Origin of the sequence: Stieleria maiorica (genome assembly GCF_008035925.1) — a bacterium.
GTDB lineage: Bacteria > Planctomycetota > Planctomycetia > Pirellulales > Pirellulaceae > Stieleria > Stieleria maiorica.
Genome location: NZ_CP036264.1, coordinates 1762157 through 1781585, shown reverse-complemented (window position 1 = coordinate 1781585; position 19429 = coordinate 1762157). Strand labels below are relative to the sequence as shown.

Below are 19429 nucleotides of genomic sequence, written 5' to 3'. Positions count from 1 at the left end.
CATGACAGCGGGAAGGGGCGGGAGGTGGGGCTTCACTGGACTTCCAGTGTGATCGCCGGGAGCGGGACATAGATGGTAAAATCTCGAGCGGCGGTTTGTGTTTTTAGCGTTTCGATCCGCTTGTCGGCTTCCGCGATGGCTTTGTCGATTTCCGCATGCTGATCGGAGCGACTGGGATCGGCCCGCAGCGTCTTCAAGGCGTCACGGTACTCGGTTTCACGTGTCAGTGACTGCGGGTTGACCGCAAACTTGACCTTCGTTTCGCCTTGACCCCAGAACGTGTAGGTCCCGGCCGCCGCATTGTTCTTCACGTCGATCGTCCACTCTGCCTCCGATTTGTCCTTGGCAATCGTCAACTCAGCGACGCTGACACCCGGCGGCAAATGCTGAGCCCTCAGGACGATGTTGTCCGCACCGCCGTCACGACGCGTCACTTTGATCGGAACCGTGACCTTGGTGCCCTTCATTGCCGTGACAACATCTGGAGTAGCCGTGGCGATGCTGATCGGAGACGTGTCGATTTCCGACGACCCGATCTGTAGCCCATCGATCAGTCGCACATGTGCGGTAGGCCGATAACCGTCTTGCTGCCAGATGACCGACGCGGCGCTGGCGATCCGCGATTCCGTTTGGCCGTCCCGGTTGGCTTCACCGATCACCTGAAGCGGGGCGTGCTGTGTCGGCGTCTGGTCCGACGCGGTGATCACCAAGTCGGCATGGTTTTGGTTGGCCGCGATCCAGCTGGGTCGACAACTCAATCCAACGGGAAGATCCGGGATCGAGACTTTGATCGGCCCGGACATCTGATTGCGATAAACAAACACACGAATCGTCGTCGCGCCCCCACGCATCAGATGCGATCCCGACGGCTGTGATGTCTTGGCATCCTTGTGCGGATAGACGTGGTAGGCCAACAGGTGCCAATCCTGTCGGGGCGGGCCGATGGCGAGTTGATATCGCTGGACATCGCCGAGCGATCGACCAGTATCCAGGTCTGTGACGGTGATCCGATAGTCGCCGTCTTCGGGCGGTTGAAACCGCAGGACGGGATCACCGCTGGCAAGACGAATGATGCTATCGGATAGGTTGGGGCCGTCTTCGGCCGTTGCGACGCGTTGCCAAGTGACTGCGCCCGCTGCGTCGACGCTTCCTCGGTCGATGATCAGCCGGGCATCGGTGGGCTGGCCGATGCGATCCGAGACGACTTCGATTTGAACCGGCTGTCCCTTGACCAATTTGCAGTGGTAGTGGTCGCTGTCATCGGGGCCGTCAAAGGTGGCTTCCACCAACGCAGGAATCTCAAGTTCGACCGCCGCGTCCGATTCGTCGGCCGCGACCGGATCTTCAGTTTGTATGTCATGCGTCTGTACGTCCTGCGTCTGTACGTCCTGCATCTGCACGCTGATCGATTTCGGAAACTCCGGTTCAAGGTATGACGGTGTGGCGGAACCTTCGACCACATTCAAACCATACTGGAACGCCGCGCCGCCCCGAAACAAGGCGTCATGCACCGCGACGGTCACCACGCCGCTTTCGGTGGCGGTCCAAGTGAGTCGCAGATCCGAGTAGTCGCTTCCGATCCCGCTGGCCAGCGTTCGCCCCTTCGCATCAGCAATCGACAGTGCGCCGATCAATTGCGAGTCGACCGCTTGTGCGATCAACCGCAACGTGTACTGCGTTCCGGCATTGGCGGAGAACGAAAAATAGTCACGTCGCTGGGGCGAGGCATGTCTGCAATACGTTTGCCCCGATTCGATGGGTGTTGCCGTCGACGCATCACTTCCCACCGCCGAAACGACCTGGACGCCGTTTTGAACCACGACCGAGCGCGGGTTGGAAATCCCAAAGCGGCCGACCGCGCGGGCTTCATAACGTCCCGCCGGGACATCGGACGCGACCGCCACACTGAACTTTCCGTGCTGTGGCACCCCAGTCGTGGTCAGCGGCCGAGGCGGTCCCTTGACCAGCGTGGCGGTGATGCCCGGATGGGAAAAAACGAGTTCGACAACTTCGTCGGTGTTCGCCCCCTCGGTGACCGTGACTTCGTATGTTTCCCCGGGTGCATAAAACGATTGGGACAGCGATCGCAAAGCGATCACGGGCAGTTGTGCATTCAGTTTGCCACCGGAAATCCCGATCAAGACGCACAGGGAGATCAACCCGCAGTGCAGGGGGCGGACTGCGACGCGCGCACCGGCGCCGCAAAAAAAGGGTCGATGTCGCATCAGTGGTTAAACAGAAACTCTTTGGAGTTCACGAGGGCCCATATGAGATCTTCCCAGGGCTCTTTTTGATCGTGGCGATCCCCCAAATAGCTCAGCGTCGACTTCAGCTCTCCGTCGGTCGGTTCGCGACTGAACGCCAGCAGATACAGCTCTCGAATTCTCTCTTCGATTGCACGTGATGCGTCGGCGGCATACGCAGCGGCACGTCCCTGGTCGTGCGTCAGCTTTTTCTGCATCTGTTCGGAATTCAGCAGATGCAAACTCTGAGCCAGGTTGGCTTCCGAAGACCGCTCGCACTCGCACGCGGTCTTTGAATCGGGTTGACCAAACACGGACAAGAAATACGAATTGAACCCCGTGTCCGGCAATTCCACCGCCCGCGTTCCGGCCGGCATGCCGGAAAAACTGGTCGACGCACCGGTGACGGCGTCGATCGAATCGAGCAACGTTTCCGCTTGCAATCGCTTTGGGTAGTACCGCGAGTGGCTGCGGCGATCGATCAGGTTGTCTCCACTCGCGTCACTGGAGGCACCGTACACGTCGGAATTGCAGATCAACCGGACCAGCGATTGAAGGTCATAGCCGGATTCGACGAAGGCCGCTGCCAACGCATCCATCAATTCAGGATTCGATGGCGGATTGGTCACGCGCAAGTCGTCTTCGGGTTCGACCAAACCGCGGCCGAGAAAATGTTTCCAGTAGCGATTGACCAGGGCTTTGGCAAAGAACGGATTCTCAGGCGAGGTCACCCAATCGCTCAGTGCCCGGCGAGGATCGGTCGCGGCATCGGCTTGGACCGCTTCGGCATCCAACCCCGCGGGTGACACCGATTGCCCCGTCTTTGGATGCTTCGCCGACGGGGCGGCGATGCGGGTCACAAACGTCACATCGGTGCCCTGAGTCTTTTTGGAGATCGTGCTGAAGAACGCCGACATCCGCGCGTAGTCTTCTTGGCTCCACTTTTCATAAGGGTGGTGATGGCAGCGAGCGCATTGGATCCGTTGGCCCAAGAACAACTGGCTGATGTCTTCGACGCGTTCGTTTTGGTCGGTCACTTGCGACAGCCATGCGGTCGCCGGGTTGCTGAACAACGAACCGCTGGCGGTCAACAATTCGTCGACCAGTTGGTTGTAAGGTTTGTTGACGCGGAACGCTTCTTGCAACCAATGATGAAACAGCATGTTCGACACTTGCAACGCCCCGCCGGTGCGGCGGTTGCGCAAGATCACGCCCCACTTGCGGGCGAAGAACGCCGCATAATCGTCGCTTCCTAGCAGTCGATCGACCAAGCCGGCGCGTTTATCCGGCGCGTCATCGGCGAGGAATGCGTTTGTCTCGTCCAGCGTCGGGATCCGACCGGTCAGGTCCAGCGTCACACGCCGCAAGAACGTCGCGTCATCGCTCGGCGGCGAAGCGGGGATGCCCAGCGAATCGAGTTTTTTGCGGACGAATCGATCGACAACATTGGCGGGCTGGCCGGCCGACGAACCACCGGCATCGGCGATTTCGGTCGCCGCATCGATCCGCAACGGGATCTCGGCGCGGAACACCGTCACATGTCCCTGGTAGCGTGCCATCACCGCGACGTCGCCGACCAATTGGCCGGTTCGAACAAGCCCCGTGGCGCTCACTTCGGCCATCTGCGTGTCGTTCGATTCGTAAACCGCCGCCCGGGTGACGTCTTCGACCGAACCGTCACTGAAGGTGGCGATCACGGAGATCTGTTGCTCGCCGTCGCCGGCCATGCGTCGGACCTCGGGGTAACAGCGGATCGATTGAACCGCCAAGATTTCACCTTGGTCATACGGCATGCCCTGGGAAATCCAGCGACGCAGCACACGGTACTCATGCGAATCGCGATCCGTTCTCGCTCCGCCCCCGTGCGGCATCGCATTGATCGTTTTCATCAACAGTAAACTTCGGTCCGGCGACGCCAGAGAAACGCGACGCCCGCGCGACTCGGCAACCAACCGCTTGTGATCTTCGTGTGGTTCAAACCCGAGCAAAGAAAGTCGAAATCCGTTTTGGCCGGCGATCTTTCCGTGACAACCGCCGCCGTTGCAGCCCAACTTGGTAAAGATCGGAACGACCTGTCCGCAAAAGCTGACCGGTTGCGTATGCCCGGTGCCGGAAACGTCCAGCGTTGCCGTCGCGTTCTGGCCGTCATCGGCGGTCGCCGACACCGTGACAGTGCCATCGGCAAGCGGCGTGACCAGCCCCGTCGAATCGATCGAAACCAGGCCCTCCGGTGACGCAGAAAAATCCACGCGCCGCGTCCAATCGGTGGTCATGCCATTGGGTTCGGATCGTGACACGATCAGCTGCAGCCGCGCGTCGATTCCGACCAGTTTCGTCGCCGCGGCACCGTCGACGTTGTCGATGCGGAGCGATTGCCGGGCGGCGGAATCGGTGGCAGCGGAATCGGTGACGGCAAGGCAGACGATCGCGGCGAGCCCTAACAAACAAGGCGCAAGTCGAAACCTTGCGCCGCCTTTCAATGCGTTTCGACTCATGCGACCAACTCGGCGATCGGGTCACTGTCGACCAGGAACTGAGGTCGTCCGGTCGGATCAGCGATGGTCGTCGAGTGCGTGTCGATGCCCAGCGTGTGATACAGCGTCGCAACCACCTCTTGCATGGTCACCGGTCGCTCGACCGCCTCTTCGCCCATCCGGTTGGTCGCGCCGATCGCCTGGCCGGTCTTCAGTCCGCCGCCGGCCAACCACGCACAACTGACCTTGGTCCAATGATCTCGACCGGCGTTGGCATTGATTTTTGGGGTTCGCCCGAATTCGCCCCAGACGGCGATGGCGACATCATCCAACATGCCACGTTCGTTCAAGTCGGTCACCAGCGCGCTCAAGCACTGGTCCAATTTGCCGCCGTGATCGCGGACCAGATCAAAGTTCTGGCCGTGGCTGTCCCAACGTCCGTAGCTGAGGCTGACGACGCGGACTCCGGCTTCGACCAATCGACGCGCGATCAATAGCTGATCGTTGCAGGTCGGTGCGCCGTCGTATTGGTAGTTGTAGGGCTTGCCGTCCCCGTATCGGGCGACGACTTTGGGATCTTCTTTGGACAGATCCAATGCATCGACCAGCTTGCTGCTGGTCAGCACATCGAGCGCTCGTTGGCCGAACGCATCCATCCCCTCCATCGCGCCGGTGATGTCGATGTCGCGGCGCATCGTGTCCAATTCCGAAAGCAATTGGCGGCGATCTTGCAAGCGATCAAATGAGATCCCTTTCAATGTCATGTTCTGCATGCCCGGCCCGTCTGGCTTGAAGGGCGAATAGGCCGAACCGAGAAAACCGGCTTGTCCGGAATCGGACCAGGGGACGTGACGTGTCGGGGCGGCAAGTCCGACGAACGGTGGCACCGAGGGATCGACCGGGCCGAACAACTTGGCCGCGGCGGCGCCGATGGAAGGTCGTCCGCCGAGGTTTTTCAGTGAGTTGTTTTCCCAACCGGTGAAGCATTGAATCCCGTCGTGCCCGCCTCGGCAGCCGACCACGCTGCGGATCACCGCCGACTTGTCCATCAACGCGGCCAGTTTGGGAAACACCTCACAAATCTGGATGCCCGGGACGTTAGTCGCGATGGGCTGAAATTCACCGCGGACCTCACTAGGTGCCTCGGTCTTGATCTCCCACATGTCTTGATGGGGAGGACCACCGGCAAGAAAGATGTTGATCACCGATTTGTGTGACCGCGGCGACGACGAGGACGCTTCGGCGCGGTAGAGATCGGCCAGCGAAAGGCCGCCCATTCCGAAAGACAGTCCGCCGATCTTTAAAAAGCTTCGCCGGTGTTGCCCATCGCAATAGCGACTGGAGGGACCCTTGATCGTTAACATGATCAGGCCGGGGTAGGGGGGAGGGATGATTCAGGTGGGACCCGGGCAGAACAAAGGTGAGCTGCCCGAGCGAGGCATCGCGTCCCAGTATAGCCGCGTAAAGGGAAACTATGCAACCTTTTAGCAAATGCCCCCCGGATAGAGATGCGTCGACGGCAAACGGCATTCAGTTCTGCTCCACCGGATCGCATGTGACCTGTCGTCCATTGACAGGTCAACGTAGCTACCTTCGCCAGAAGGTGGTGTCCCGGCGTCGTCCACGTTCTGGCGAGCGTAGCTACATCAAAACGACATTGATGCCACTAGCGCGACGGCAAATGCAGGAACGGTGCACCACGCTGGTAGGAGTCGTCGTCGGCCTCCGAGGGGCTTTCGATCGGCATCGTCTCGGTCATCCAGCTCATGTCTTGCACTTCCTGGATCGACGTGATCTTGTCACGGACCTTCATCAAGGCGTCTCGAACCAGCCCGGCCCCGCCGGCGCGGATGATCGTGCGGATTTCCGATTCCTGTTTGCGTTTTTGGATCGCATCGCTCAATTCGTCATCGATCACGACCGCTTCGAAGACGCCGATCCGGCCTTTGTACCCCGTTCCACGACAATGTTGGCAGGACCTGGGGCGAGCGATCGTGGTCGGGACCACCAGGTTGTGGGATTCAAACAACGCTTGCTCCTGTCGGGTCACCGGGCTGACCTGGCAACAATGCGTGCACAACCGTCGGACGAGTCGCTGGGTGATCACCCCGGACAGGTTGCTGGCCAAGGTGGCCGAATCGATTTCAAAATCCAGCATCGCCGAGAGCGTGGACGACACGTCGCGCCGGTGGATCGTGCTGAAGGCCCGTTTGCCGCAAGACGCCGCGTGCATCGCGACTTTGGCACCTTCCTGGTCACGGATCTCGCCGACAAACACGACATCGGGATCCATCCGCAAGATCGTCGACAGACCGGCGGCCATCGTGAATCCGTGTCGTTGATCGACATCAATTTGGCGCATGAAGGGGACGATCAATTCGACCGGGTCTTCGATCGAAATGATGTTCTGTTTTTCCGAAAATAGTACATTCAAGATGGAATAAGCCGTCGTCGTTTTCCCCGCCCCGGTGGGACCGCTGATCAAGACGACGCCGGACCGCCGGTGCAACATGCGGTAAACCGAGGCAAAGGAGTTTTGGGACAGCCCCAATTCGCTGAGCGGCCGGCGTGATTGTTCGTAGTCGATCAATCGCAACGCGATCGCTTCGCCCTGGGCGACCGGTGCGGTTGTGATCCGCACTTCGTGTGTGGAGATCGAATCGGGCAAGTCCAGGCGACTTTCGGCGGGCCGGAACGGATCGGACAAACTGACGTTGGCCATCAGCTTCAATTGCTTCATCGCTTGCGTGGCGATGTTGTGATGCATCGTGCAGAACTGCTGCATCTTGCCATCGACGCGAAAATGCACGACGTGTTCATCGCGTGACAGCGGATCGATGTGGATGTCCGTCGCTTCGGCTTCGATCGCCCGACGCAGCAAGCTGATCGCCGTCGTGGTCTCTTCCGCATCACCGCTGTTTTCGTTGACAGGATGGGCTTCTTCGACGGGTGCCGGATCGAGAGACCAGTGCCCCCGATCGGTACTCGGATCGCCGTCCGCTTCCTCAACGGAGTCGCCGTCAGATTCCGCTTCATTCCAGATCAAGATGCCTCGCATTTCCAATTGCGTGACCAGTCGTTCGGCCTGTTCGGCGGGCAATTCCAATTCCGTCTCGATCGCCTGATGCAACCGCTTCAGCGTCTCTTCACGCTCCCCGGCCACGGGGTCCTCAAGCAACGTCTGCAGAACGGCGGACGCGCGATGGATTTGATTCGATTCGCTGCGATTCTCAAACGGTTCGACCACCACCGGGATCGGCAGCACGTCGAGCAAGCGATTGACGATTCCGCGATACTCCTTTTTGCCCGACGCCGCGACACCTCCCGGGGCGATGACGACCAGATTGATGGCATGATCGCGAACATAACCGGAGACACAATCGATCAGCGTTCCGCGCCGAATGTCGCGTATGACCGAGACCTGTTCGTTGGAGATCTGGAGCGAGGAAAGTTTTTCACGCGCCTGTTGCAATCGTTTTTCGCTGCCGAAGCGGGGAATCACCTGCGGAGCGACGACATGCAGCAGGTGCAATTCCGCCTGGTAGCGTCCCGCCATCGCCAGGGCTTCGGCGTACTGGGATTCCGCGGACGTCTCGACGTCAATCACGGTGAGGATGCGGCGCAGATTGATCATCGGAATCACTCGATCAGAGTATTGGGAAGCTCAGCTCATCAGGGAGATCGATCATGGTCCATCGGCGGTCGGTTTGAATCGCCTCACGAGTGTGACCTCATTGCCTTTGGCGTTGAAAGCAACTTGATCCATAAACGATCGCATCAAACGAACGCCGCGGCCGAGACCGCCCTCAAACGGTGTCAAATCATGTTCATCAGGCAGTTGGGCAACATCGAACCCGGGGCCTTCATCTCGGACGACAAACGTGACCGCATCGCCGCTGACGTGCAGGCTGACGAAGATCACCCGATCTCGGTACGGCGGTTCGGTCGACCGACTGCAAAACACTTCGCTCTTGGGGTTGATCCCGTTGCCAGCCACTTCATCGGTGAGTTCGTAATTGCCATGCACCAAAGCATTCAACAACGCCTCCTCCAGTGCCAAGCTGATTCGGATCGTTTCGGTCGCGTCGCAGATCCCCAATCCGGAAGTCGTCTTCTGCACCAAGTCGACGAACTGTGGGATCAGGGTGATGTCGCTGCGCAGGTGAAACGTCAGCTCCGCGTCTGCCAAACATTTGACCACACCCCCGTAGGGATGGCCGGCGTGCTTGAGCAGCAGCACTTGGTGAACGGTATCGGAAAGCCGTTCGGTCAATTGCAGTTTCGGGACGAAGCTGGCCGCCCCGACTTCCAACGCTTCGATAGCGTTGGCGGCCGATCCCATCGCGGTCATCACGATCACCGGCACCTCGGGGGCCTCCTGGCGGATGCAGCGGACCAGCTGCAATCCGTCCATCTCCGGCATCATCAAATCGGTCACGACCAGATCCGGAGCCTGTTGCCGGATCGAATCCATCGCCTCGGCACCCTGGTTGGCAAAACGCAGCTCAAACTCGCGATCATTCGACAAAACCCCTTGCACCAGCGTCTGATCGACCCGTGAATCGTCCACGACCAAAATTGTTGTCATCTTCAATCCGCGCGTTCGGAGATCTCGAGGGGGAAAGATCGGGATCGCCCCCGCATCCTGGCGGGCGGCCCACAGCGAACCCCAGTTTATCGCATCTGCATGGGCGGCTGCCGGGTCGGCAGCCTGGATCGCGACTCGAAACACGGAAATTGCCAGCCCTGTTTCTTCGGCCACTTTGCACCTTGCGGCGGCTCTCGGACCACGGCCAGTGGCGGTCCGCAAACCCCTCCGCGAGCCCCCTGCTAATGGATCGCCGGTTAGTTGACAGCTACGGCCAAGTAATCAATATTAGACTTCTCGATTCCACCCGTCCGCTTTGGTCTGGTTACTGGAGACGACCAAAGGATGGAAGAAACAAACATCAAAACCGTAGGTCGATTTGAGCTCAAAAAACGGCTCAAACGTGAAGGGCGTCAGACCGTCTATCTCGCCTACGATCCGCACCTGGATCGAGATCTGACCATCCGGATCGCTGATTTCTCGGGCTTGGATCCCCAAGTCCGTGCCGATTTCGACGCCCGCGCCCATGCGCTGGCCAACTTGCGGAATGCCCATCTGTCGGCCGTCTTGGATTTTGGTCAAGCCGATGGAGCCGATTACTTGGCCACGACCCTTGTCGACGGCCCCAACCTGCGAGAGATCACAGCCCAGAACGCAGCGATCGAACCCAAGCAAGCGGCGTTGATCGAACCCCGGCAGGTCGCATTGCTGGTCGGCAAGCTGGCTCTTGGCGTCAGTCAAATGCACGCCGCGGGACTGGTCCACGGATACCTGTCGCCCGAGGCCGTGGTTCTGGAAAAGAACGGTGAACCGGTGATCGCTGACCTGGGCATGCCCGGGATGCTGTTGTCGGAGGAAGACGGCGAATCGGCCGAGTTCCGCAACGAGTATGCCGCCCCTGAGGTCTCGGTCGGATCCGGAGACGCCGTGCGTCCTCAATCCGATGTCTACTCGTTGGCCGCGATCGGGTTCTTCGTGCTGACCGGGCACGCCCCGAAATCGGCCGAAGAGGTGTTTCAAAATGCGCTGTACGCCGGCCTGGACAAAAAGGCCGCCGAACTGTTCAAACAAACGTTCGCCAAAGCGTTGTCGTTTGGCGCCAGCGAACGCTACGCGTCGGCACGTGAATTGGCCACGGCGATGGACAGCCTGTTCCGCATGACGCCGCTGACCACGCAAACCCGTGATCAGAAAAGCCCCGAACCGGCAGCAAAAGAAGAAGAAGAAGAAGAAGAAGAAGTCGCAGCGCCGGAATACGAGCAGTTTGATCTGCAGGAAATCGACGGCGCCCACGTCGTCCATCTTCACGATGCGAGCGTGCTGTCGACCGAGTCGCTGGTCCAAACCAAGCGTGAACTGTTCGCGATGGTGGACAAGTCCGATCCGAAACGTCTGATTGTCAATTTCGCGTCCGTACGGTTCTGTTCCTCCGAAACCGTCGGAATCCTGATCCAATTGCACTCCGAACTCAAACCACGCCAGACGCGTCTTTATCTGTGTGGGATGCGTGAATCGATTCGCGAGGTGTTCCGAGTTTTGAATTTGGATGGGACCGTCTTCGAAATCCGCGGCACGGTCACCAACGCACTCAAGAGCGCTGAATGATTTTCCCACAATGATGAAGCGTGGTCGTCGCATGCCACCGGGGTGTTCATTTCTGTGGATCGATCCGCGTAGTTCTCGATGATGGACAATCAGCCAATCCAATCGGGCGCTGCCGCCGACGACCGGTTTCTAATTCTGGTCGTCGAAGATTCCCGCGTCGATGCCATGGTCGTGCACGAACGTTTGGAAAGCGACGGGCGTTTCACCGTGACCGAAGCCGCGACGCTGGCCGAGACACTCGAGCGACTCTCCAGCGGCCTCACCCCGGACGCCCTGATCCTGGATTTGAACCTGTCCGATTCGGCCGGCCTGGACACGTTCCGCCGAATCCACGACCCGTTTCCAGACCAGCCGATCGTCATCTTGACGGGCGAACACGACGAATCGCTCGGCATCACGGCGATGCGACTGGGTGCCCAGGACTATGTCGGCAAGTCTCAGTTGGACGGCGAGGTGTTGGTCCGGTCGCTGCTCTATGCGATCGAACGACACAAGCGACGATTGGTCGAGCATCGTCAACGGACGGTCGATCGCGAATTGCAGTTTGCCAAACAGATTCAAGAATACCTGTTGCCCAACGATCCTCCGGAGATCCCCGGATTCGATGTCGCAGGCCGCTGCGTGGCGATCGATTCGACCTCCGGAGACTTTTACGACTTTATCGACCACGGCGACGGCAAGTGGGACATCGTCCTGGCGGACGTCTGCGGACACGGGATTGGACCGGCGATGATCACCGTCGGTACGCGACGATTGTTGCGTTCCACCGCAGCGCTGTACGAAGACGTCGGACAATTGGTCACGATCGCCAACCACGGGATTTGCGAAGACACCTTCCAATCACTTTTCGTCACGCTGTTCTTTGCCAGGCTCGATCCCGCCGCCATGCGATTGACCTACGTCGGCGCCGGGCACCGAGGGTTCTTGATCGAAGCCGACGGCCGGTCCACCGAGTTATTAACCCACGGCATCCCGACCGGCGTCGACCCGAACCACACCTACCAGATCGATGGCAGCGTCGAACTCTCGTCCGGGCAGATCGTCTTGCTGATGACCGACGGAATCTGGGAAGCGCGCGGCGACGATCATGTCGCCTTCGGCAAAGACCGTGCGGTGGACGTCGTGCATCAACATCGCGAGAAACCGGCCTCGGAAATCGTTTCCGAATTGATCGCAGCAGTGACCGCATATTGCGATCCCGATCCGATTAAAGATGACGTCACGGCGGTCATCGTCAAACCTCGCTGATTCCACGCTCGGCTGGCAGCGTCAATGTGAATCTCGCTCCACCCCATTCACTTTCGGACACCGCCACCGCCCCGCCGCTTCGTTCGGCAATCCGCTTGACCAATGCCAACCCCAGCCCGGAGCCGGCCTGCGTTCCGTTCTCGCTTGCCCCGCCGGCGAGTCGCTGAAAGGGCTCGAACACCGTGTCGCGATCGGCCGCGGCAATACCTTTGCCGTCATCGTCAATCACGCAACTAAGCTGGTCGCCAGATTCGGTCACGGAAACGACAACCTTGGATGCCGCGTATTTTCCGGCGTTGCTGATCAAGTTACCGATCGCCCGTGCGATGGCGCTCCGATCACCGTTGATTTCAGCAACCGCCCCAGGGATCGCATTGCAAAACTCGACGTCACGGTACAGCGGGGCATGAAACTCGATCAACTCGGAAACCAAATCCCTAACGTCAAAGGATTCGCTGCATCGGGACTCGGATTCCCCGTCGGCACACTCCGCATCCAGCCGCACGTAAGTCAGCAACTCACCGACCAAATCGTCCAACTGATCGGTCGCGACTTCGATCGACGCCAAACGTTGCCTTCGTTCGGCATGATCATCCGCCGACGCAATCAGTTCCGTGGCAAACCGGATGCGAGCCAGCGGAGTACGCAGCTCGTGCGAAACTGTTTGCAGCAACTCACGCTGTGATCGCAATAGGTTCTCTACGCGATCGGCCATGGTATTGAAGGCTTCCGCCAGCGGACCACTGTGCCGAAATCTGCCGTAATCGATTCGTGCACTCAAGTCACCGCCGGCGATGGCGAGCGCCGTTTTCTCGACACCACGCAGCTGCTTGCTGACCGGATGCAACAAAATCGCAATCCCGATCGCGGTCAACAAAAACACTCCCCCCAGCGCGAAGGAAAGCTCTGCCTGACTCGGCCGGTCGAACCTCGGCAGCGGCCCGAGTTCGACCAGATAGGGCGTTTCCGGGATGGCCGTTTCAAGCCGATCGTAATAGAGGATGCTTTCGCCGCGATCCAAACGCTCGGTCGACGCCTGGTCCATCGGACGGTTCTCGCGCGAGACTACACGGATCGGATAGTCGAATTGACGTTTTAGATACTCCATCGTTTCGGGAAACCCCGCTTCACCACCGGCGATGATTCGATCGCGGGCCAAACGCCCGCTGCCGGCAAAGATGTCTTCGATCACGGGAATGTTCTCTGCGACCGAACTCTTGCGAAACACAACGGTCTGAATCAACCAGGCGGAGATCAAGATGGCGATCACCCCCAGATAGAATCGCAGAAACAATCGCGTCATGGCGTCACATCATTTGGCAAAGAGATATCCGACGCCGCGCACGGATTTGATGCGGGTCGGCTGGTGGGGATCGTCGCCCAGTTTGCGCCGCAACCGCGAGACGCGCAAGTCCAACGAGCGATCCATGCCATCATAGGGGATTTCCAAGAGATCGACGTACAACTCCTTGCGTGAGACCACCGTGCCGGCGCGACGAGCCAGGTATTCGATCAAGTCGAATTCGGCGGTCGTCAGCTCGATCGACCGATCCCCGACCCTGACGCCGCGACTGCCGGGGCTGATGCTCAAGTCGCCCACCACGATCTCTGCCGAAGGGGCGACCGAATCGGATGAACCGGAATCGAATCGGCGCAGATGAATCTTCAACCGAGCGATCAGGGCATTGGGACGCACCGGTTTGCTCATGAAGTCGTCCGCCCCGGCTTCCAACGCCACGACTTCATCCATCTCGTCCCCTCGCGCGGTCAACACGATGATCGGGCCTCCGAACTTGGGGCGTACACTCTTACAAACACTGAAACCGTCCGCCCCCGGCAGCCCGATGTCCAAAATGATCGCGTCATAGGTTTCGGACTCGATTCGCCCGATCGCGGCCGATCCGTTCGCTTCGACCGAGACGCGGTACCCCTTGCCGGTCAAAAAATCTTTCATCATGCCGGACAACTCGGCGTCGTCCTCGACCAGCAGCAAATGGTGGGGTTCTTCACTCATGCATTGCTTCCTTCGTCAGCGTGCAACGCGAACTGCCCCACCGCTTTGCACATGAAATGTTGCCAATCGCCGTTCCCACGAAACTACCTTCGCCAGAAGGTGGATCCACGTACCTACCTTCGCCAGAAGGTGGATCCGCAGGGATTCCCATGCCCCCGCCAGCGTTGCGATCCACATTGGGTACCGATCGGTAGCGAAGATTATATTGGATGCAGCCTCCCCCATTTTGAACAAAACAATGCTGAATCTCGTTCGATCCCTTTTGTTTCTCCCGATGATCGCGGCTGTTTTGCTTTGCCGCGCTGCCGAGCCACCGATCACCGCCGTCGTGTTTGCCCCCGACGGTTCATCGCTGGTCGCGAGTTCCCAGGCCGGCGTGGCCGTCTACCGCTGGCCAGACCTCAGCCCGCAACGAGTGATTGAGGTGTCCTCGCCCAACCTTCACGACCTTGCGTTTGCCCCCGGCGGCGAACGCCTGGCCGTCGCCGGCGGAACTCCCGCGGAAAACGGAACCGTCGAAATTCTTTCTTGGCCGGACGGGGATTCACTGAGGATCCTCGACGGACATTTTGATTCCGTGATGGCCATCGACTGGTTGGACGATACCCGACTCGCCTCGGCCGGCCTGGATCACAACGTGCTGCTTTGGGACACCACCACAGGCGAACGATGGTTGACGCTGAAAGGACACTCGCGAGGCGTCTTGACGATCGAGCATCTTGACGCCCCGGGGCTGATCGTCAGTGCGGGGATCGACCAAAGTCTTCGTGTCTGGGAGACACAAACCGGCGCGCTTGTTCGCAACATGGCGATCCATGTTCAACCGGTCGGCTGTGTCGCGTTACGTCCGTCCAACGCCGGGCTGCCGATGATCGCCTCGGCCAGCGACGACGCGACCGTGCGGTTTTGGCAACCGACCATCGGGCGCATGGTGCGTTTCGCCAGGCTACCGTCCAAACCACGGCAAATCCGCTGGCTGCACGACGGGTCCCACGTCGCAGCCTGTTGCGACGACGGCAAGGCGTATTTGATCCACCCCGAGACCGTTCAGGTGACGGCGATCGGCGAGGGCATCGACGGGCCCGCCTATGCGATCGCCATCGCCCCCTCCGGCCGCAGCGTCCTGGTCGGCGGAACCAACGGCGCGCTGACGCAAATCGAATTGCCATAACCTTTCCCCACCCGCCATCTCCCCATCATCCTCCCGCCCCATCATCCTCCCGCCCCATCGTTTTGCCCCCATCGTTTTGCCCCCATCGTCTTGCCCCCATCATTCTGCCCCGAATCATTCTGCCCCATCATTCTGCCCCCAATTTGCATCGTCACGCTGGCATGGTTATCTTCGCCTCTAGCAGACGTGTCTCGAGACGGGCGGCAACGTTTCATTAAAAGGCCCAGCCATGACCCTGTTCCTGAGTGCTTCGGTCGGACGCCGCGGCGTCAATCAACACAACGATGTCTTGGGCGTGCAGGACGCGATCAATCAAGTGCCGCTGGACGAAGGCGGTTCGCCGGTACCACTGGACAAAGATGGCAAATGTGGACCGAAGACGATCAAGGCGATTCAGCGTTTCCAACTTCATCATTTCGGCTGGGGCGGCTGTGATGGCTTGATCGAAGTGGGGAAGCAAACCTATTTGAAGCTCGTGCTGTACACGCTTCCAGAACTAAAACTCCCACCGCCGGTCAAGCGGAGCGAACCGAAGTCACTGAAGTTCACCATCATGCGTGAAAACGCCAATGATTCCTTCGGCGCGAAAAACCGCGACCATTACTTCGAGATCCGATCGGTTCCACACAACTTTTCGAGCGTCTATTTTTTGGGACGTCAGCAAGGCCTGCACCCGCGTCCCGTCCCGTCGCGTTTCAACGGTCATTTCAGCATCTTCAAAACGAAACGCGCGATCACGACGAAGGAATTTGAATCTCAAGCGGTCTACTTCACGCGAGAGAAACAGGGCAACACTTCCGACAGTCACCTGACACTGTTTCTCGAATCCGGCACGATCCAGATTCCCATGGACGCCCACCTGATCGGCCCCCAAGGCATCGTGTCGGGAGGACACCCGGGGACCAGCACGTTCCGCTCGGGGATCTTCGACTTCGTCGCATAGATTGTCGCTCAAGCGCACCCCATCATTCTGCCCCCATCATTCTGCCCCCATCATTCTGCCCCCATCATTCTGCCCCCATCATTCGGCCCCATCATTCTGCCCAAGCCCTCCACCCACCTCCGCGAGAACTGCCATGCGAGTTGCTCCCGTTTCGATGTCATTGCTAGTTGCAACCACCTTCTTGTTGAATGCTCACGCCGCCGATTGGCCCCAATTTCGCGGCCCCGGCGGTCAGGGCGTGACGCATGAAACCGACCTGCCGCTGGTCTGGAGCGAAACTGAGAACGTCGTGTGGAAAACGGAACTCCCGGGACACGGCGCGTCCAGCCCGATCGCACTCGGCGACCGCTTGTACCTGACCTGCTACAGCGGGTACGGCATCGATCGCGAGAACCCCGGGCGGATGGAAGACCTGACGTTGCATGTGGTTTGCTTGGCCAGCGACGGGTCGACGATTTGGGATCAGCACGTCCAACCCAAACTGCCCGAATCGGAACGCGTCCGGGATCACGGCTATGCGGCGGCCACCCCCGTCACCGACGGCGAATCCCTGTACGTCTTCTTCGGCAAAACGGGCGTCTTGAAATTCGACCTGAAAGGCAACCAACTCTGGCAGGCCGACATCGGCGACAACACCCACGGCTGGGGATGTGGCACGTCGCCGATCCTGTATCAGAATTTGGTGATCGTTAACGCCAGTGTCGAAAGCGGTTCGCTGGTGGCGATCGACAAGAGCAACGGGCAAGAGGTTTGGCGCGCCGATGGGATGAAGGCTTCGTGGAACACGCCACACTTGGTCGACGTCGACGGCGGCAAGCAAGAACTGGTCGTCAGCGTGAAAGACAAGATCTTGGCGTTTGATCCGGCGACCGGCGATCCCTTGTGGAACTGCGACGGCATCCAAGACTACGTCTGCCCCAGCATCGTCTCGCAAGACGGCGTCGTCTACGTGATCGGCGGGCGGACCTCGCGAGCCATTGCGGTCCGCGCCGGCGGTCGAGGTGACGTCACCGACACGCACCGATTGTGGGAAGCCAAGGCGGGAGCGAACGTCGTGTCGCCCGTCATCCACCAGGGCCACCTGTATTGGGTCAGCGACCGCAACACGATCGCCTACTGCGTGCGACTGGCCGACGGCGAAGTGATGTACGCCGAGCGGTTTCGCGGCCAGCCCTATGCGTCGACCCTGGTCGGCGACGGCAAACTGTACGTCGTGACGCGAAACGGAGGCACCTATGTGTTGGCCGCCAAACCGGAATTCCAGCAACTGGCGCACAACCGGCTCGACGACCGTAGCACGTTCAACGCCAGTCCGATCGTCGCCGGCGGCAAGCTCTATTTGCGCAGCGACAAAAACCTGTATTGCATCGGCAAGTAAGTACGACGGCCCTTCCGGGCGGTCGCCGCTCTAAGTACGACGGCCCTTCCGGGCGGTCGCCGCTCGCTGCGAAGCAGCGACAGGGGGAATCGCCTAATGGCTAGACACCAACGGTTGGAGATCGCCTCAAGGCTAAACACCAACGGTTTCCGCCCCCTGCGCTCACTCCGCTCTCACGTCACGGTGTCGCGGGACCGCTTCGACCTTCGCCAACTCGGCACGTAGTGATCGCACCATCTCTGGATACTGATCAACCAGATTATTCGTTTCTCCGATGTCATCGGCCAAGTTGTAAAGTTGGCCTTTTGAGATCTCGGATTTGCCCTTCGTTCCGCGATCACTGAACCCGCCCGATCCATCCCCGTCGATGAATTTCCAATCCCCGCGCCGAATCGTCATCAGTCCCTTGCCGCTCTTGAGCGCCAGCGACGTCCTCTGGGGCGCGTCGGACGGTTTGCCGGTCAACTCACCGAGAAAACTGAAACTGTCCGGTCCGACATCCGTCTTGTCCTTGTTTTGGTAGACCTTCGATCCGGTCAATTCATCCGCAGTGGCCAAGAAATCGACGAAACTGATCATTTTTCCGCTGGCCGATCCTGCCGCGACGACTCCCGGCCAACGCACAACCATCGGCATCCGGTGGCCGCACTCCCAGGCGTCGGCTTTCATGCCGCGCAAGTCGCCCGAACTATCGTGCCCGAATCGTTCGACATCGGCTTCGTACCAGACCGGTCCGTTGTCGCTGGTGAAAATCACCATCGTGTCGTCGGTCATGTTCGCCGCGTCGAGCTGTTTGAGCACCTTGCCGATCATCGCGTCGACCATCATCGCGAAATCACCGTACATGCCCGCGCCCGACTTGCCCGCAAACTCCTCCGACGGCAACCATGGCGTGTGCGGTGCGGGATAGGCCAAGTACAACATCAACGGTTGATCGCGGCCTTCGTGAGAGCGAATCACCTGACAGGCCTCTTCGGTGAATCGCGGCAGTACGTCTTCCAATTGCAACCCCGGTGCGATCCCACCGGCGCGCCAAAACGCCCCTTGGATCGGCGACCAGCCGTCGCTCTGATTGGCGGCAATCGAATCCGACGGCGGTGCGACCGCCATCCGGTCTCGGATGTAAAAATACGGCGGGATGTCCGTCGACGCCCGGATGCCGAAGAACGAATCGAACCCCCGATCGACAGGGCCTCCGGGCAACGGTTTGTCATAACCGTCCTCGTCAAATCCCACGTGCCACTTGCCGACCATCGCCGTTCGGTATCCGGCATCCCGCAGCAGCGACGGTAACGTGACTTCGCCGGGCTCGATCAGGGCCTGTTTGGGCCAACGCCCCACATTGATCCGGAACGGGTAACGTCCCGTCATCAACCCATAGCGCGACATGTGACACAGCGGTCCAGAGGCGTGTGCATCGGTAAAACGCATGCCCGCGGCCGCCAAGGAATCGATGTTCGGAGTCGGGATCTTGCTGTCGGGATTGAAGCACCCCGGATCCCCGTAGCCCATGTCATCGACCAGGATTAACACAATGTTCGGCAGTTCCGCGGACCGAACGTTTTCAAAACAGCCGAAACAAAAGAACGCGACCAAAGCCAGGCAGAGGAATGGTTTTTCAAAGACAGTCATGGTGTCAGATCAGCGTGGCGGGAACATCCGGTCGGAGACGAACAGCCGCAACATTCTACCCGGCGACCGTGCCAATCGCATTGTTAACGGCGATTCTGCGGCCGATTTCTCGCGGGTTGATACTGCTTGAGCG

The 19429-nt window shown here is 59.6% G+C and carries 13 protein-coding genes; 5 read left to right on the top strand and 8 right to left on the bottom strand.

The genetic code is table 11. From position 1 onward, the window contains the following. Window positions 1–32 precede the first annotated feature (32 nt). From Mal15_RS05940 to Mal15_RS05920, 5 genes are all read right to left on the bottom strand, one after another. Window positions 33–2225 (bottom strand): hypothetical protein, encoded by a 2193-nt coding sequence (locus tag Mal15_RS05940; RefSeq protein WP_147866924.1) that lies wholly within the window; start codon window positions 2223–2225, stop codon window positions 33–35. Further along, window positions 2225–4738: a DUF1549 domain-containing protein gene (locus Mal15_RS05935; RefSeq protein WP_147866923.1), complete on the bottom strand. Its 2514-nt coding sequence runs from the start codon at window positions 4736–4738 to the stop codon at window positions 2225–2227. Before Mal15_RS05935 ends, Mal15_RS05940 begins: the two co-directional genes overlap by 1 nt. Further along, complete coding sequence (locus tag Mal15_RS05930) at window positions 4735–6081, bottom strand: DUF1501 domain-containing protein (RefSeq protein WP_147866922.1); 1347 nt, start codon at window positions 6079–6081, stop codon at window positions 4735–4737. The genes Mal15_RS05935 and Mal15_RS05930 overlap by 4 nt, the downstream gene beginning before the upstream one ends. Window positions 6082–6383: 302 nt before the next feature. Beyond that, on the bottom strand, window positions 6384–8351 hold the full coding sequence (locus Mal15_RS05925; protein WP_147866921.1) for an ATPase, T2SS/T4P/T4SS family: 1968 nt from the start codon (window positions 8349–8351) through the stop codon (window positions 6384–6386). A gap of 51 nt (window positions 8352–8402) precedes the next feature. Beyond that, window positions 8403–9305 carry an ATP-binding response regulator gene (locus Mal15_RS05920; protein ID WP_147866920.1) on the bottom strand — a complete coding sequence of 301 codons (903 nt, stop codon included), beginning with the start codon at window positions 9303–9305 and terminating at the stop codon, window positions 8403–8405. Between the two features lie 345 nt (window positions 9306–9650). Between Mal15_RS05920 and Mal15_RS05915 the strand changes: the two genes are divergently transcribed. Together Mal15_RS05915 and Mal15_RS05910 are read left to right on the top strand one after the other, a co-directional pair. Continuing rightward, window positions 9651–10910 carry a protein kinase domain-containing protein gene (locus tag Mal15_RS05915; RefSeq protein ID WP_147866919.1) on the top strand — a complete coding sequence of 420 codons (1260 nt, stop codon included), beginning with the start codon at window positions 9651–9653 and terminating at the stop codon, window positions 10908–10910. Window positions 10911–10991: 81 nt separating this feature from the next. Next, window positions 10992–12158 (top strand): PP2C family protein-serine/threonine phosphatase, encoded by a 1167-nt coding sequence (locus Mal15_RS05910; protein ID WP_167546652.1) that lies wholly within the window; start codon window positions 10992–10994, stop codon window positions 12156–12158. On the opposite strand, the gene Mal15_RS05905 is transcribed toward Mal15_RS05910, so the two are convergent. Both Mal15_RS05905 and Mal15_RS05900 read right to left on the bottom strand, forming a co-directional pair. Next, the gene (locus tag Mal15_RS05905) at window positions 12145–13461 is read right to left on the bottom strand and encodes an ATP-binding protein (RefSeq protein ID WP_147866917.1); all 1317 of its coding nucleotides are present in this window, start codon (window positions 13459–13461) and stop codon (window positions 12145–12147) included. The two genes, Mal15_RS05910 and Mal15_RS05905, sit on opposite strands and share 14 nt — an antisense overlap. Before the next feature lie 9 nt (window positions 13462–13470). Continuing rightward, the gene (locus Mal15_RS05900) at window positions 13471–14172 is read right to left on the bottom strand and encodes a response regulator transcription factor (protein ID WP_147866916.1); all 702 of its coding nucleotides are present in this window, start codon (window positions 14170–14172) and stop codon (window positions 13471–13473) included. A gap of 274 nt (window positions 14173–14446) precedes the next feature. On the opposite strand from Mal15_RS05900, the gene Mal15_RS05895 reads away from it, so the two are divergent. The 3 genes from Mal15_RS05895 to Mal15_RS05885 all read left to right on the top strand — a co-directional run bounded on the left by Mal15_RS05895 (window position 14447) and on the right by Mal15_RS05885 (window position 17664). Next, complete coding sequence (locus Mal15_RS05895) at window positions 14447–15343, top strand: WD40 repeat domain-containing protein (protein ID WP_147866915.1); 897 nt, start codon at window positions 14447–14449, stop codon at window positions 15341–15343. 229 nt (window positions 15344–15572) lie between these two features. Then, the gene (locus tag Mal15_RS05890; RefSeq protein WP_147866914.1) at window positions 15573–16286 is read left to right on the top strand and encodes a hypothetical protein; all 714 of its coding nucleotides are present in this window, start codon (window positions 15573–15575) and stop codon (window positions 16284–16286) included. Between the two features lie 133 nt (window positions 16287–16419). Then, entirely contained in the window at window positions 16420–17664 is a 1245-nt protein-coding gene (locus tag Mal15_RS05885) for an outer membrane protein assembly factor BamB family protein (protein WP_147866913.1), read from the top strand. 162 nt (window positions 17665–17826) lie between these two features. On the opposite strand, the gene Mal15_RS05880 is transcribed toward Mal15_RS05885, so the two are convergent. Then, the gene (locus Mal15_RS05880) at window positions 17827–19296 is read right to left on the bottom strand and encodes a sulfatase family protein (RefSeq protein WP_147866912.1); all 1470 of its coding nucleotides are present in this window, start codon (window positions 19294–19296) and stop codon (window positions 17827–17829) included. Window positions 19297–19429 lie beyond the last annotated feature (133 nt).